Here is a 14,008-nt window from a genome sequence, read left to right on the forward strand (position 1 = left end):
GATGACCGCCGCCAGCCTCGAAACCGCTGCCAAGACTTCCGCCGAGCGTGGTGCGCTGGCCCGCGCACGCCTGCTGCGCGGGCTGCTGCCGGCACTGTCGCTGGTGCTGGTGCTGCTTGCCATCGCCTGGCTCAACCCGCGCGCCATCAGCTATTTCGGCTTCAGCCTGATGCTCAATTTGGCCATCCCGATCGCGCTGGCGACGATCGCGCAGATGTTCGTCATATCAGGCAACGAGCTCGACCTGTCGATCGGCACCTTCGTCGGCTTTGTCGGATGTGTCACCGCGACCTGGCTGAAGGATGCGCCGCTCATCGGCGTCGTGATCCTGCTCGGATCGATCGGCGTCTACGCGCTGCTCGGCGCGCTGATTCATCTGCGCAATTTGCCGTCGATCGTGGTGACGCTCGGCATGAGTTTCGTATGGCAGGGGCTCGCCATTCTCGTGCTGCCCAAACCCGGCGGCAAGGCACCGGACTGGCTGCTTGGGCTGATGGCATTCAAGCCGCCTTTCGTGCCGTTCCCGATCATTGCCGCGCTGCTGATCGGTTTCATCGTCCATTTCGGCCTGATGCGCACCTCCTATGGCGTGATCCTGCGCGGCTCGGGCGGCAATCCGGCGGCGCTCGGGCGCGCAGGCTGGTCGCTGCTCAAGACCAAGATCGTGCTGTTTTCGCTGGCCGGCCTGTTCGGCGTGCTGTCGGGCATGGCGCTGATCGGCATCACCACTTCGGCCGATGCCAATATCGGCAATGGCTATACGCTGCTGGCGATCGCTGGTGTCATCCTCGGCGGCGGTGAATTCGTCGGCGGCCGGGTGTCGCCGATCGGCGCGGTGATCGGTGCGCTGACGCTGGCGCTGGCCGCCTCGCCGCTGCTCACCTTCATGCACATTCCGCCCGACTGGCAGGTGGCCGCCAACGGCGCGATCCTCATTATCGTGCTGGCGGCGCGGGTGCTGATCAGCCGCAAGGAGAGGTGAGCGATGACCTCGGTGAAATCGCTGCTGACCAAACCCTGGATCTGGTCATTTCTCGGCGCGCTTTTGGTGTGGCTGGCGACGATCGTCTTCACCGGCGGTTATGGCGCCGGCGGAATGGTGACCGCCGCGCTGTCGCTGGCGGTGTTCACGGTCATCGTCGGTGTCGGCCAGATGTTCGTCATCACGCTTGGCCCTGGCAATGTCGATCTGTCGCTGCCGGCCAATATCGGCCTTGCCAGCGCCGTCGCCATGAAGGTGATGGACGGCAACGACGCCATGATCGCAGTCGGCCTTCTGGCGGCGCTGGCCTGCGGGGCTGCGATCGGCGTCGCCAACTATTTGCTGATCTGGGCGCTGCGCATCCCGCCGATCATCGCCACGCTGTCGGCCAGTTTCATCATCCAGTCGATCGACATCAGCTATGGGCGCGGCTTGCAGATCAAGCCGCCGCCGGGCTTCGCCGATTTCGCCAACTGGCAGGTGCTGGGCATTCCGGTGCTGGCGATCCTCACCGTGCTGTTCACCGTCGGGGCTGCCATCGCGCTGCAACGTATGATCTATGGCCGCTCGGTGCTGGCGATCGGCCAGAACATCCGCGCCGCGTGGCTGGCCGGCGTCAATGTCGGCCGCATCCGCTTCCTCACCTATACGCTGTCGGGAGCGCTCGGCGGCATCGATGGCGCGCTGCTCGCCGGCTATTTCCGCGGCGCCAATGTCGATATCGGCAATGAGTATCTGCTGGCATCGATCGCCGTCGTCGTCATCGGCGGCACGTCGGTCGCCGGCGGCAAGGCCAACGTGCCCGGGGTGTGGGGCGCGGCGCTGTTCCTGGTGCTTTTGCTGACCATGCTCAACACCTTTGGCGTCAGTGCTGGTGTGCGATTGCTGCTGACGGGGCTGATCATCGTTGGGGTGATTACGGCCGCGGGCGGGCAGAAGGCGCTGCGGTAGCGGGAGCAAGACGCCGACGCTGGCGGGACAGCACCCCCCTCTGGCCTGCCGGCCATCTCCCCCGCAAGGAGGGAGATCGGCAGTTGTCGTGGCCTTCGCCAATCTGCAACGTTGCAAAGTGAGCGAGGCGCAGAAGCTGTCAATCTCCCCCCTTGCGGGGGAGATGCCCGGCAGGGCAGAGGGGGGTGTGAAGGATCGCTACTTCGGAGATCATGACGGCCAGGCATCTCGACCGGCAATCATTATGCCAGCCAGGCAACCGGTTCCCATCCGCGTCGTGACGCTGTAAATCACGACCATTGCTGGGAGGTTTGTGTGTCCGATTTCCTCAAGGTCAGTCGTGATGGCGATGTCGCCATCGTCACCATCGACAATCCGCCGGTCAACGCGCTGAGCTTTCATGTCCGCGAGCCGCTGATGCAGGCGCTGGTTGGCTTGCGGGATGACGCTTCGGTTGCCGCCATCGTCATTGCTTGCGCCGGCCGGACCTTTGTTGCCGGGGCCGACATCACTGAATTCGGCAAGCCGATGCAGCAACCCGAACTGCGCGCCATCGTGGCTGTGCTGGAAGCCATCGCCAAGCCGACGATCGCGGCCATTCATGGCACCGCGCTTGGCGGCGGGCTGGAGCTGGCACTCGGCTGTCACTTCCGCGTCGCCGATGCGGGCGCCAAGCTCGGCTTGCCCGAGGTGAAGCTTGGCCTCTTGCCGGGCGGCGGCGGCACGGCGCGGCTGCCGCGCCTGGTAGGCGCGATGAAGGCGTTGAAGATGATCGTTTCAGGCGCGCCGATCGGCGCGGCCGAGGCGCATGGAGCGGGCCTCGTCGATGCCGTCTTCAAAGGCGATCTGACCACGCATGCCGTGAATTTCGCCAGGGAAATAGCCCGCAAGGGTGGTCCCTTCACCCCGGTGCGCGATCGCGATGACGGGCTCAAGGAGACCGACCTCGCGGCTCTCGACGCCGAGGCCGCGGATCTTGCCAGGAAGGCGCGCGGCCTCGAGGCGTCGGTCGCCTGCGCGCTGTCGGTGCGCAATGCCGTCACGCTGCCCTTCGACGCGGCGCTGGCGGCGGAGCGTGCGCTGTTCGTGAAACTGGTCGGCAGCGATCAGTCGCGGGCGCAGCGCCATCTTTTCTTCGCCGAACGCGAGGCGGCAAAGATTTCGGCCAAGGACATCGTCAAGCGCAGGATTGCCCGCGTCGGCGTCATCGGCGCCGGCACGATGGGCGGCGGCATCGCCATGGCCTTCGCCAATGGCGGCTATCCCGTGACCTTGATGGAAACAAGCCAGGAAGCGTTGCAGCGCGGTTTCGGCACGATCGAGAAGAACTATGCCGTTTCCGTCACGCGCGGTTCGTTGAGCGAAGATGCCACGCGCCAGCGGCTCGCCCAGTTCAAGGGCTCCACCGACTATGCCGATCTCGCCGATTGCGACCTGATTGTCGAGGCGGTGTTCGAGGACATGGCGGTCAAGAAGGAAGTCTTCGGCAAGCTCGAAGCGGTGGCGAAGCCCGGTGCGATCCTCGCTACCAACACATCCTATCTCGACGTTAACGAAATCGCCGCCTCGACCTCGCGCCCGCAGGATGTGGTCGGCCTGCACTTCTTCTCGCCGGCCAATGTCATGAAGCTGCTGGAGATCGTGCGGGCGCAGAGGACCGCGCCCGACGCGCTGGCAACCGTCGTCGACTTGGCGCGGCGGATCGGCAAGGTGGCCGTCGTCGTCGGTGTGTGCCATGGCTTCGTCGGCAATCGCATGCTGGCGGCGCGTGGTTCGGAATCCGAAGCGCTTCTTTTGGAAGGCGCTACGCCACGTCAGATCGACCAGGTGTTCACCGATTTCGGCTGGTCGATGGGGCCGTTCCAGATGGGCGATCTGGCCGGCCTCGACATCGGCTGGCGCAACCGCAAGGCGCACGGGCAGACGGCCGTCATCGCCGACACACTGTGCGAGCAGGGACGGTTCGGCCAGAAGACCGGCAAGGGGTTTTATCTCTATGAGAACGGTTCGCGCACACCGGTTCCGGACCCGCAAGTCGAGGCGCTGATCCGCGCCAAGGCGGACGAAAAGGGCATCGCTCCGCGCGCGATCAGTGCAGAAGAAATCATCGAGCGCACGCTCTATCCCCTGATCAATGAGGGCGCGAAGATCCTGGAAGAAGGGATCGCGGCCCGCGCGTCCGACATCGATGTCGTCTGGGTCAATGGCTACGGCTTTCCCATCGGCAAGGGCGGCCCGATGTTCTGGGCCGGTCTCGAAGGGGCGGGCAAGATTATCAAGCGGCTCGAGTACTGGCATCAGCGCACCGGCAAGGACATTTTCAAGCCGGCGCCACTGCTCAAGACAATGGCCGAGACGGGTTCCTGGGAAGCCGGCGCAACAGCCTGATCGAGCGGTGGTTCAAGGCCGGAGGAATTACCGGATCCGCGCGTCGATGATCTCGACGAAGCGGGCGAAGAGGCCGGCCTGCGACTTGATCTTGAGCTTGCGATAGATGTTACGGCGATGGACTTTCACGGTTCCCGGCACGATGCGCATGGCCCGGGCGATCGACTCGGTGGAGTGCCCCTGCAGCACCAGGTCGACGACATGCTTTTCGCGCGGCGTCAGCGACAGGCTCTGCCAGATATGAGCACGGTCGAATTCGTTGACCGGCGCTATCGTCTCGTCCTGCTTCACTGCTGCCGGCTCGTCGGCCGGAAGAGCTGGCCAACGCAACCTGATGAAGCTGATCACCGCCGGTGCCATGTCGCGCAACAACCTGGCATCGGCGGTGCCGAAAGGACCCGAAGCGCGCAGCCGCATCAGCGACAGCACCAGCGCATCCTTGCCCGGCAGCGGCACGAAGAAGCCGACCTCTTCGGCCAGCCTGGTCTGGCTGTAGTAGGAGCGAAAATATTCGCTGGCGTAGAAGCGGTCCGGCGCCAGCTCACGCATGCGCCAGAAACCTTCCTTGCGCTCGACCGCTGCGTGATGGAACGGGTCGAGCAGATACGGCCCTTCCTGGTAGAGCGCGACGAAGACGTGGCTTTCGGTGGGCGAGAACGTCTCGAACAGCAGCGGCGGGCGCGAGGCGCCGCGATAGCCGAAGATCACGCAGTGGTCGAAGCTGACATGCTGCCGCAGCCAATCGACCAGCGCCTTGCCGAACAGGTCGCCGCTCGTCTCCCGCGTCGCCGCGATAAGCGTGGCGAGCTGGCTGTATTCGTCGCTGCGGGACAATCCATACCCCCTTAAACAAGAAAATAGATCAGATATACCACCAGCGAGGTATATACCAGCCGCCATTGGCTCTGGTAGCGTTCTGATATCGCCCTGGGGAGTCCGCAGCCTTGACCGCAGTGCCCGACATCGAGTTTCGCGGCGTCACCAAGCGCTATGGCAGCGTGACGGCCGTGAGCGGCATCGATCTCGCTGTCCCGCCATCCGCTTTCGTCGCCCTGCTCGGGCCGTCCGGCTGTGGCAAGACGACCTGCCTGCGCATGATCGGCGGTTTCGAACAGCCGAGCGAAGGCAAGGTGTTCATTCGCGGCCAGGACATGGCCGGCACGCCGCCCTACCGGCGCCCAGTCAACATGGTGTTCCAGCAATACGCGCTGTTTCCGCATCTCGATGTCGAGGACAATGTCGCCTACGGGCTGCGCCAGTCCAGGCCGCGGCTGTCGTCGCGCGAGGTCACCTCAAGAGCAGGCGAAGCGCTCGAAATGGTGCGGCTCGCCGGCTACGGCCGCCGCAAGATCCACGAACTGTCCGGTGGCCAGCAGCAGCGTGTCGCGCTGGCGCGCGCGCTGGTCAACAAGCCGGCGGTGCTGCTGCTCGACGAGCCGCTGGCGGCGCTCGACAAGAAGCTGCGCACCGACATGCAGATCGAGTTGCAGAACCTGCAGCGCGAGATCGGCATCACCTTTGTGCTGGTCACCCACGACCAGGAGGAAGCGCTGTCGATGAGCGATTTCGTCTGCGTGATGAATGGCGGCCGCATCGTCCAGCTCGGACAGCCGAGCGAGATCTATGACGAACCGGCCGACCTGTTCGTCGCCGATTTCGTCGGCAAGACCAATCTCTTGAGCGGCACCGTCGCCGGGCATATGGGCGATCTGGTGGAGGTGGCGCTTGCCGACGGCACCGTGATTGCGGCGCGCAAGCGCACCGCCTTACAGCAAGGCGAGGCCGTGTCGGTCAGCCTGCGTCCTGAATCGCTCAGTCTCGGCACTTCCGAAAGCAGCCGCTTCAAAGGCATCGTCCGCAACCGGATCTTCCTGGGCTCGACGGCGGAATACGCGATCGAGGTCCAGGGCATCGGAACGCTGCTGGCCAAGGCCGATCATCTGATCGGCCACGGCAATCTCTTCAAGCCGGGTGAACCCGTCGCCATCGGCTTTGCCTCCGGAACGCCGCTGGCGTTTCCGGAAACCAAAAACAACGGGACCAACCAGAGGGTAGATAAACATGTCGAAATCATATCGTGATGGACTGCCGATAAGCCCTGAGAATTTTGTCGACCAGCTCATGCGCCTGAAGCGCGGCTCGATCGGCCGCCGCGACTTCCTTGGCCTCACCGGCCTTGGCATTGCGACGGCGGTGATGGCGCGCGAGATCGGCATCATGCCGACGCCAGCCTTTGCCGCGGAAAGTCTTGGCGATCGCATGTCGATCGCCACCTGGCCGAATTATCATGACCCGGCGACATTCGAAAATTTCAAGAAGGACACCGGCGTTGCCGTCGAGGTCAACGTGTTCGGCTCCAATGAGGAGATGCTGGCCAAGCTGCAGGCCGGCGCCTCGGGCTGGAGCCTTTTCGTGCCGACCAACTACACGATTTCCACCTACAAGAAGCTCGGCATCATCGAGCCGCTGGAGATGGCGAAGCTGCCGAATTTCGACGGCTCGCAGGAGGATCCGCGCTTCACTGGGGAAGGCACGATCGACGGGGTGGCCTACGCCGTGCCGAAGAACTGGGGCACCACCGGCTTTGCCGTCAACACCAAGAAGCTGACCAAGCCGATGACGAGCTGGAAGGAGTTCTGGGACACCGCCATGGCGGAGGGCGACAGCCGCACCATGGTGCATGACTACCAGTTGACCACGATCGGCAATGCGCTGAAATATTACGGCTATTCGTTCAACTCGCTCAAATCAGACGAACTCGCCAAGGCGGAGGAACTGCTGCTGAAGGTCAAGCCGCATCTGTTCGCGGTTTCGTCAGACTATCAGCCGGGAATGCGCGCGGGCGATGCCTGGATGACCATGTGCTGGACGAACGACGGCGCGCAGCTGCATCGCGACATTCCCGAGATCGCCTATGTTCTGGGCAAGGAAGGCGGCGAGATCTGGACCGATTTCTACGCCATTCCAAAGGATGCGCCGAACAAGCCGGCCGGCTATGCCCTGCTCAACTATCTGATGAACCCGCAGGTCGCGGTGAAGGAGCACCTGGCCAATGGCGCGCCGTCGACCGATGCGCGGGTCAACAAGCTGCTGCCGAAGGAGGTGCTCGACAATCCGATCCTCTATCCGGCGGCGGACTTGTTGACGCCGCTGGAATTCGGCGCGGCGGCGACGCTGACCGATCCCGGCCGCGCCGAACTGATGGCGCGCTTCAAGTCGGCCTAAGCCAAGCCGCCTCAAATTCGACTCAGATAACTTGACCGGCGGGTTCATGCCCGCCGGCACCGGGGCAATCCTTCCATGCACGGCAGCCGTCTTCGCAAGAATCTTCTGACCGCCATGCTGCTCGGTCCGGCGACCGCGTGGCTGGTGGTGTTCCTGGTGCTGCCGTTCATCGCCATCGCCGTGTTCAGCGTTGGCGAGCGGGCACCGGAAGGCGGCTATCAGGCCGCCTTTACGCTGGCACAATATGCCAATCTTCCGGCGCGGGCGACCGCGTTCTGGAACACGATGCTGCTGGCGCCGGTGGGGGCGCTTGCCTGTCTGTTCGTCGCCTATCCGGTCGCCTATTACCTTGCCTTGCAGGCGCCGCAGCGCTGGCGACTGATCCTGCTAGCACTGGTCGTTATCCCGTTCTGGACCAGCCTTCTGATGCGGACCTATGCCTGGATGTATGTGCTGGGCGGGCGCGGCATCCCGGCATTGCTTGCTTATATCGGGTTCGAGGATGTCAGGCTGATCAATACGCCGGGCGCGGTGCTGCTCGGCATCGTCTATGGCTATCTGCCGCTGATGATCTTGCCGATCTATGTCAGCCTCGAGCGGCTCGACCGCAGGCTGTTGGAAGCTTCCGCAGACCTCGGCGCAACGCCGCTCTCGACCTTCCTCGGCGTGACATTGAAACTGTCGCTGCCGGGCGTGATGACCGGCTTCTCGCTGGTGATGATCCTGCTGCTCGGCGAATATCTGATCCCGACGCTGCTCGGCGGCGGCAAGGTGTTCTTCATCGGCAACGCGCTGGTCGATCTGTTCCTGCAGTCGCGCCACTGGCCGTTCGGATCGGCCATCGCCATCACGCTGGTGCTGGTCTCGGTGGTGGTGCTGATTGCCGCCAACCGCATCTCGACCCGCGTTTCGGGCGCGCGTCGGGTGGATCTGATCTGATGCGCGCCTTCGTCATTGCCGTCTTCGCCTTCCTCTATTTGCCGATCGCGCTGGTTGTGTTGTTTTCCTTCAATGCTGGCCATCATGCCAGCGAGTTCACCGGCTTTTCGGTGCAATGGTACGGCAAGGCGCTGGACAACCCGTTCCTGGTCGAAGCGCTGAAGAACAGCCTGTTCATCGCGACCACCAGCGCTTCGCTGGCGGCGTTGTGCGGCACTGCGGCCGCACTCGGCCTGGCGCGCGTCAGCGTCCGAACCCGCGCTATCTTCGATGCCCTGCTGGGTGCCGCGATCGTCGTTCCGGGGGTCGTCATCGGCATTTCGACGCTGGTCGCGCTCGTCCAGCTGTTCACGGTCGTCAACCCGTTCCTCGCCTCGATCTGGCCCGACGACCAACCGCCGCGCCTGGCGCTCGGCTACGGTTCGATCATCGCGGCGCACGGGCTGTTCTCGATGGCGCTGGTGACGATGATCGTCGGCACGCGTCTCGGCAGCCTCGACCGCAATCTGGTCGAGGCGTCGAGCGATCTCTACGCCACGCCGCTGACGACGTTCCGCAGCATCGTGTTTCCGCAGATCATGCCGGCGGTGGTCGCCGGCTTCCTGCTCGCCTTCACGTTCTCCTTCGACGATTTCATCGTCGCCTTCTTCGTCGCCGGTGCGCAGACGACGCTGCCGATCTATGTCTTTGCGTCGATCCGGCGTGGGGTGACGCCTGAAATCAATGCCATCGCGACGATCGTGCTCGTCGCCTCCGTGCTGATTGTGGTGCTTGCCCAATGGCAGCTGCGCCAGCGCAAACCATCGAACTGAAAGCCGCATCATGATCCTCAAAGACCGCATCGCGGTGGTGACAGGCGCCGGCTCCGGCATCGGGCGCGCCGGCGCCATGATCATGGCCAGGGAGGGCGCGGTGGTCGTCATCGCCGACAGGGACCAGGTCGCTGGCGAAGCAACGGCTTCGGACATCCGGGCAGTGGGCGGGCAGGCCGAGGCGATCGCGACCGATGTCGCGGAGGACGCGGCGGTCGAGCAACTCATTGCCAGCACGCTCGACAGGCATGGGCGCATCGACATCCTGCACAATCATGCCGGTATACAGGTCGGCGGCACGCTGACCGAAGTCGAGACCGAAGGCATGGATGCCTCGTGGCGGGTCAATGTGCGGGCGCAGTTCCTGGCGGCCAGGATGGTCATGCCATCGATGGTCGCACGAGGCGGCGGCGTTATCCTCAACACAGCCTCCAATTCGGGCGTGTTCTACGACCGCGAGATGATCGCCTACGCCACCTCCAAACATGCGGTGGTGGCGATGACCAGGCAGATGTCGCTCGACTATGCCCGGCACAATGTCCGCGTCAACGCGCTCTGCCCGGGCTGGGTCGATACGCCGTTCAACGAACCGTTCATCGCCCAGATGGGCGGGCGCGAGGCGATCGAAACCTATGTCCGCAGCAAGATCCCGATGGGGCGCTGGGCCAGCGCTGAAGAGATCGCCGAGGCGATCCTGTTCCTCGTCTCCGACCGCTCCTCCTTCATGACCGGTCAGGCGCTGGTGATCGATGGCGGCGAGAGCATCGGCTGAGACTATGTTTCGGTCATCAACGTCCTTTGTTTTCCTCTATTTCAACGCCTTTCCGATACACTGCTCCACGACTTTCTCCGTGCCGCCGGTCAGCAGCTAGGACTATGGTCTGACCGGCATGGGACTTCAGTGCCACGGCGGTCCGCGAGCGTCGATTTTCCTATAATATCAAACGGTTACGAGTCTTGACGGTTGTCAGATCGCGTATTGAGACCGCATTTGTCTAAAGTTTACTCTGTACAATTAGGAATTCCTCATACGACGGTCGCCTAGCGGTTGGGCGAAGGGTGGCGATTCCCCGAGGAGGTTACCATGACAAACCGAAAAACTCTGTTCGCGGCGCTTGCCGCATTGGCGCTTCTGGCGTCTCCGGCAATGGCCGGCAACGGGCACGGCGGTGGCAACGGGCACGGTAGCGGCGGTGGCAATGCCGGCGGGAACGGTGGCGGCAATGGCAACGGTGGCGGCAAGAGCAGCACTTCGCACGGCAAGTCCGCGTCGGCTCGGGGGCAGGTGGCCAAGGCGGACGACACCACGGTCGACACGACCACAAAGGTCTCGGCCGTGCCGAAGGAGAAGAACATCCACGCCAAGCTTGGCCGGCTGAACTCGCTGCAGCGCAACATCAACGCCTACATGAACTCCAAGAGCAAGAAGTTCGCTGCCATTCAGGCTTTCGTGACGCAGTCCGCGAAAGCCAAGGTAGCCGAGGCCGCCGCCGAGGCGGCCCAGGATAAGCTGGATGCGCTGAATTCGCAGTTGAACGCCTTGACGTCGCTGACGGCCGATCAGATTGCGGCCATGACGCCCGAAGATCAGGCGGCCTTGCCGGGGAAGATAGCGGATCTGCAGGCCGAAATCACCGCCCAGGAGGCAGAGGTGACCGCCGCCAATGAGGCGGCTGCCGCGGCAACGGAGGGCACCGATGACGCCTCGCTCGACGCGGCGCTGACGGACATGGCCAACAAGCCCGTCGATGCCGAGGTCACCGCCTGGGCCCAGGGCGTCCTTGCCGGCAAGATCGACCAGACGGCGGCCCAGATTGAAGCGGAAACGACACCGTAGCGACTTGCAGCCGAAACAGCAGTAGGCAGTCAAAGATGCCGCCGGTCTCGCCCGGCGGCATTGCTTTTCCCGGTCATGATCGGGCTATCTATCCCAAGATAGCGAGTTTCGAGACACTCATACGTGCTTGCGGCCGCCGGTCGCGCGGAACCAGCTGTCGGGATAGGGATACCACCATTCCTGGATCGCCGGTTTGTGGTCGATGATCACCATTTTGGAGCGGCGGAAGGCATCCAGCCCCTGGCGGCCAAGCTCGCGGCCGAGGCCCGAGGCCTTCCAACCGCCGAAGGGCAGGGCGTCATTGTCGATCAGCGGGTTGTTGACCCAGACCATGCCGGCCTCCAGCCGCTCGGCTGCCTCATGCGCCTCCGCCAGATCGGTGGTGAAGACGGAGGCGCCGAGCCCAAACGGGCTGTCATTGGCAAGCCGGATCGCCTCGTCGAAATTTTTCACCCGGCAGATGGCGGCGACCGGGCCGAAGCACTCCTCGCGCACGATGGCCATGTCTGGGGTGACGCCCGTCAGGATCGTCGGTTCGTAGAACCAGCCGGTGTTGTGCGCCGGCGGGATGCGCCCGCCGGTCACCACCTTGGCGCCGCTGTGGATGGCATCGTCAACGAGGCGCATAACCTTGGCCCGCGCGGCTTCGCTGACCATCGGGCCGATCTCGGTCTTGTCCAAGCCATTGCCGATACGCAGGGCACGCGTCTTTTCGGCGAACAGCTCGACGAAACGATCATGAACCGAATCGACCACGAAGAAGCGCTCGGCCGAGGTGCAGACCTGGCCGGTGAGATGGAAGGCGGCGGTGACGCTGCCGGCCGCCGCCACGTCGAGCGGGGCGTGCTGGCTGATAATCAGCGGATCGCTGCCGCCGGCCTCGATGACGCATGGTTTCATGCGTTCGGCACAGGCCACGGCAACCGCCTTGCCGGCGGCGACCGAACCGGTGAAGGCAACCGCGTGGGTGCGGTCGGAAGCGATCAGCGCCTGCGCCGTGGCCGCTCCGCCAGGCAGGCAGGAGACCAGCCCTTCCGGCAGCGAGCGGAACACGGTCATGTAGTCCAGCGTCGATAGCGTCGTCGCCTCGGCCGGCTTGATGATGCAGGCATTGCCTGATGCAAGCGATGCCGCGACGGTCCAGCACATCAAGAGGATCGGGAAGTTGTAGGGCATGATGTGGACCGACACGCCATAGGGCTCGTAGCGCGCATACTGGAACGACCCGGCCTGCGTCGTGCCGGCGATCTTGCCGGCATCGTCACGCGCCATCTCGGCATAGTAGCGGAAGATCGGCGCGCAATTGGCGATTTCGCCGATCGCTTCGGGATAGGGCTTGCCCATCTCGCGCACCATCAGCTCGGCGCAGCGCGTGAAGTCCGCCGCTTCGATGGCGTTGGCGACGGCATGCAGGCGCTTGGCGCGGCTCTTGGCGTCGAGCTTTTTCCATGCGGCCTGCGCATTGGTTGCGGCGGTGAGCACGGCATCGATCTCACCGTCTGTGGCGGCCGAGATAGTGCCGACGGTTTCGAGCGTCGCCGGATCGATCACCGGTTTGTTCACGCCGGTCATCGGCCGGTAGTCCGGATTGACGAAGAAAACCGGCCGGTCAGGGGAGAAATCCATGGGCATCCCTCTCAGATCCGCTCAGCGGATCATATAGACCTTCTTGATGGTCTCATGGACGGTGCAGACGCCTTTCCAGTCCTGCGGGAAGAAGGCCGCCGTGTCCGGCTCGATCTCGATGACTTCGCCGGATTCATGGACATAGGTGCAGCGGCCTTCGAGGAAGTGGCAGAACTCATCGCGGGTGACGTGGCAGTGCCATTTGCCTGGCGTGCAGACCCAAAGCCCGCATTCGGAGCGGCCTTCCGGCCCCTTGTGCAGCAACTTGCCCGAGGTGCGGGATTCGCCCTCGATCATCGTCGGGATGACACCCCAGTCGACGAGGTCTGACATGGCGAGGGGGGATTTCATGATCGGCGTTGTCATATCGATTTCCTTGAAGCTCACCGGCACATGAAGGCCTTGGTCAGCGTTTGCGTGATGATGGAGATGCCGGTCCACCCGGCGGGAAAGAACACCAGCGTGCCGGCCTCGACAGCAATCCGTTCGCCGTCGTCATGGACGTAGCTGCCGTGCCCTGAGAGGAAGTGGCAGAATTCGTCAGCGCCAAAGGTGACCTTGCGCGTGCCCGGCGTGCACGACCACAGGCCGCATTCACTCGATCCGTCCGGGTTTTGCGACAGGATCCTGCCCGAGGCGCGCGGCGCGCCGGCAAGCGTATTGCTGCCCGCGCCCCAATCCTCCAGTTCCACGCTCGAGGCCTTCGGCCAGTGCGGTGTCGGCATGTCTTCAACTCCGTGGATCAGGCCAGCATATAGACGTTGCGCATGGTCTCATGCACGGTGCATTCGCCTGTCCAGCCAGCAGGGAACATGACCACGGTCCCGGTGGTGACCTCTACCACTTCGCCGACATCCGATCGGTAGGTCGCACGGCCGGCAACGAAATGGCACAACTCGTCGCGCGGGATCGAGAGCCGCCAGCGGCCCGGCGTGCAGACCCATATGCCGGATTCCGGCTGGTTGTTCGGCCCTTTGTGAAGCAACTTGCCGGTGGAGTGCGAAGCGCCGTCCAGCGCATCCGGCTGGGCGCCCCAGTCGACGAGGTCGGTGCGGGTGGTGGCCTGATGGAGGTGTGGGGCGGAGGAGGTCATGTGGATGCTCCGGTGGCGCGATGCCTAATAACATGTTGCGCCAGGACACCCCCCTCTGGCCTGCCGGCCATCTCCCCCGCAAGGGGGGAGATCAGATGTCGTTTCGGCTTTCGCCAATCACCAGGATTGCAGAGTGAGACCCTGTGGCGAAGCTG

General features: G+C 63.9%; 14 protein-coding genes. 9 read left to right on the plus strand and 5 right to left on the minus strand.

What is annotated here, in order from left to right; genetic code table 11:
• Position 1 precedes the first annotated feature (1 nt).
• The 3 genes from NKI73_RS15035 (at position 2) to NKI73_RS15045 (ending at position 4,321) form a co-directional block, all read left to right on the plus strand.
• A complete protein-coding gene (locus tag NKI73_RS15035) occupies positions 2-982 on the plus strand; it encodes an ABC transporter permease (protein WP_352630915.1) in 981 nt (326 codons plus the stop codon).
• Positions 983-985: 3 nt separating this feature from the next.
• Positions 986-1,933 (plus strand): ABC transporter permease, encoded by a 948-nt coding sequence (locus tag NKI73_RS15040; RefSeq protein WP_352630917.1) that lies wholly within the window; start codon positions 986-988, stop codon positions 1,931-1,933.
• Positions 1,934-2,248: 315 nt separating this feature from the next.
• The gene (locus NKI73_RS15045; protein WP_352630920.1) at positions 2,249-4,321 is read left to right on the plus strand and encodes a 3-hydroxyacyl-CoA dehydrogenase NAD-binding domain-containing protein; all 2,073 of its coding nucleotides are present in this window, start codon (positions 2,249-2,251) and stop codon (positions 4,319-4,321) included.
• 27 nt (positions 4,322-4,348) lie between these two features.
• On the opposite strand, the gene NKI73_RS15050 is transcribed toward NKI73_RS15045, so the two are convergent.
• Positions 4,349-5,155, minus strand: coding sequence for a helix-turn-helix transcriptional regulator (locus tag NKI73_RS15050; protein ID WP_352630923.1), 807 nt, complete (start codon positions 5,153-5,155; stop codon positions 4,349-4,351).
• 110 nt (positions 5,156-5,265) lie between these two features.
• Between NKI73_RS15050 and NKI73_RS15055 the strand changes: the two genes are divergently transcribed.
• From NKI73_RS15055 to NKI73_RS15080, 6 genes are all read left to right on the plus strand, one after another.
• The gene (locus tag NKI73_RS15055) at positions 5,266-6,402 is read left to right on the plus strand and encodes an ABC transporter ATP-binding protein (RefSeq protein ID WP_352630926.1); all 1,137 of its coding nucleotides are present in this window, start codon (positions 5,266-5,268) and stop codon (positions 6,400-6,402) included.
• On the plus strand, positions 6,383-7,546 hold the full coding sequence (locus NKI73_RS15060) for an ABC transporter substrate-binding protein (RefSeq protein WP_352630928.1): 1,164 nt from the start codon (positions 6,383-6,385) through the stop codon (positions 7,544-7,546). The genes NKI73_RS15055 and NKI73_RS15060 overlap by 20 nt, the downstream gene beginning before the upstream one ends.
• Before the next feature lie 75 nt (positions 7,547-7,621).
• On the plus strand, positions 7,622-8,485 hold the full coding sequence (locus tag NKI73_RS15065; protein ID WP_352630931.1) for an ABC transporter permease: 864 nt from the start codon (positions 7,622-7,624) through the stop codon (positions 8,483-8,485).
• Positions 8,485-9,297, plus strand: coding sequence for an ABC transporter permease (locus tag NKI73_RS15070; RefSeq protein WP_352630934.1), 813 nt, complete (start codon positions 8,485-8,487; stop codon positions 9,295-9,297). Before NKI73_RS15065 ends, NKI73_RS15070 begins: the two co-directional genes overlap by 1 nt.
• A gap of 10 nt (positions 9,298-9,307) precedes the next feature.
• Entirely contained in the window at positions 9,308-10,069 is a 762-nt protein-coding gene (locus tag NKI73_RS15075) for an SDR family NAD(P)-dependent oxidoreductase (protein ID WP_352630937.1), read from the plus strand.
• Between the two features lie 312 nt (positions 10,070-10,381).
• Entirely contained in the window at positions 10,382-11,134 is a 753-nt protein-coding gene (locus NKI73_RS15080; RefSeq protein WP_352630940.1) for a hypothetical protein, read from the plus strand.
• A gap of 117 nt (positions 11,135-11,251) precedes the next feature.
• On the opposite strand, the gene NKI73_RS15085 is transcribed toward NKI73_RS15080, so the two are convergent.
• Genes NKI73_RS15085 through NKI73_RS15100 form a run of 4 tightly spaced genes read right to left on the minus strand, consistent with a single transcriptional unit; the run spans position 11,252 to position 13,853 of the window.
• Positions 11,252-12,760, minus strand: coding sequence for an aldehyde dehydrogenase family protein (locus NKI73_RS15085; RefSeq protein WP_352630942.1), 1,509 nt, complete (start codon positions 12,758-12,760; stop codon positions 11,252-11,254).
• Between the two features lie 21 nt (positions 12,761-12,781).
• Positions 12,782-13,126, minus strand: a complete 345-nt coding sequence (locus NKI73_RS15090; RefSeq protein ID WP_352630944.1) for a cupin domain-containing protein — start codon at positions 13,124-13,126, stop codon at positions 12,782-12,784.
• 17 nt (positions 13,127-13,143) lie between these two features.
• Positions 13,144-13,485 carry a cupin domain-containing protein gene (locus NKI73_RS15095; RefSeq protein WP_352630946.1) on the minus strand — a complete coding sequence of 114 codons (342 nt, stop codon included), beginning with the start codon at positions 13,483-13,485 and terminating at the stop codon, positions 13,144-13,146.
• Positions 13,486-13,502: 17 nt separating this feature from the next.
• Positions 13,503-13,853 (minus strand): cupin domain-containing protein, encoded by a 351-nt coding sequence (locus NKI73_RS15100; protein ID WP_352630949.1) that lies wholly within the window; start codon positions 13,851-13,853, stop codon positions 13,503-13,505.
• Positions 13,854-14,008 lie beyond the last annotated feature (155 nt).

Source organism: Mesorhizobium sp. M0496 (assembly GCF_040321205.1).
Lineage (GTDB): Bacteria > Pseudomonadota > Alphaproteobacteria > Rhizobiales > Rhizobiaceae > Mesorhizobium.

What these genes read in the sequence shown, in the direction of transcription:
- NKI73_RS15035 (WP_352630915.1), top strand. Translation starts at nt 2, where the DNA reads ATGACCGCCGCCAGCCTCGAAACCGCTGCCAAGACTTCCGCCGAGCGT.
- NKI73_RS15040 (WP_352630917.1), top strand. Translation starts at nt 986, where the DNA reads ATGACCTCGGTGAAATCGCTGCTGACCAAACCCTGGATCTGGTCATTT.
- NKI73_RS15060 (WP_352630928.1), top strand. Translation starts at nt 6,383, where the DNA reads ATGTCGAAATCATATCGTGATGGACTGCCGATAAGCCCTGAGAATTTT.
- NKI73_RS15065 (WP_352630931.1), top strand. Translation starts at nt 7,622, where the DNA reads ATGCACGGCAGCCGTCTTCGCAAGAATCTTCTGACCGCCATGCTGCTC.
- NKI73_RS15070 (WP_352630934.1), top strand. Translation starts at nt 8,485, where the DNA reads ATGCGCGCCTTCGTCATTGCCGTCTTCGCCTTCCTCTATTTGCCGATC.
- NKI73_RS15075 (WP_352630937.1), top strand. Translation starts at nt 9,308, where the DNA reads ATGATCCTCAAAGACCGCATCGCGGTGGTGACAGGCGCCGGCTCCGGC.
- NKI73_RS15080 (WP_352630940.1), top strand. Translation starts at nt 10,382, where the DNA reads ATGACAAACCGAAAAACTCTGTTCGCGGCGCTTGCCGCATTGGCGCTT.
- NKI73_RS15085 (WP_352630942.1), bottom strand. Translation starts at nt 12,760, where the DNA reads ATGGATTTCTCCCCTGACCGGCCGGTTTTCTTCGTCAATCCGGACTAC.
- NKI73_RS15090 (WP_352630944.1), bottom strand. Translation starts at nt 13,126, where the DNA reads ATGACAACGCCGATCATGAAATCCCCCCTCGCCATGTCAGACCTCGTC.
- NKI73_RS15095 (WP_352630946.1), bottom strand. Translation starts at nt 13,485, where the DNA reads ATGCCGACACCGCACTGGCCGAAGGCCTCGAGCGTGGAACTGGAGGAT.
- NKI73_RS15100 (WP_352630949.1), bottom strand. Translation starts at nt 13,853, where the DNA reads ATGACCTCCTCCGCCCCACACCTCCATCAGGCCACCACCCGCACCGAC.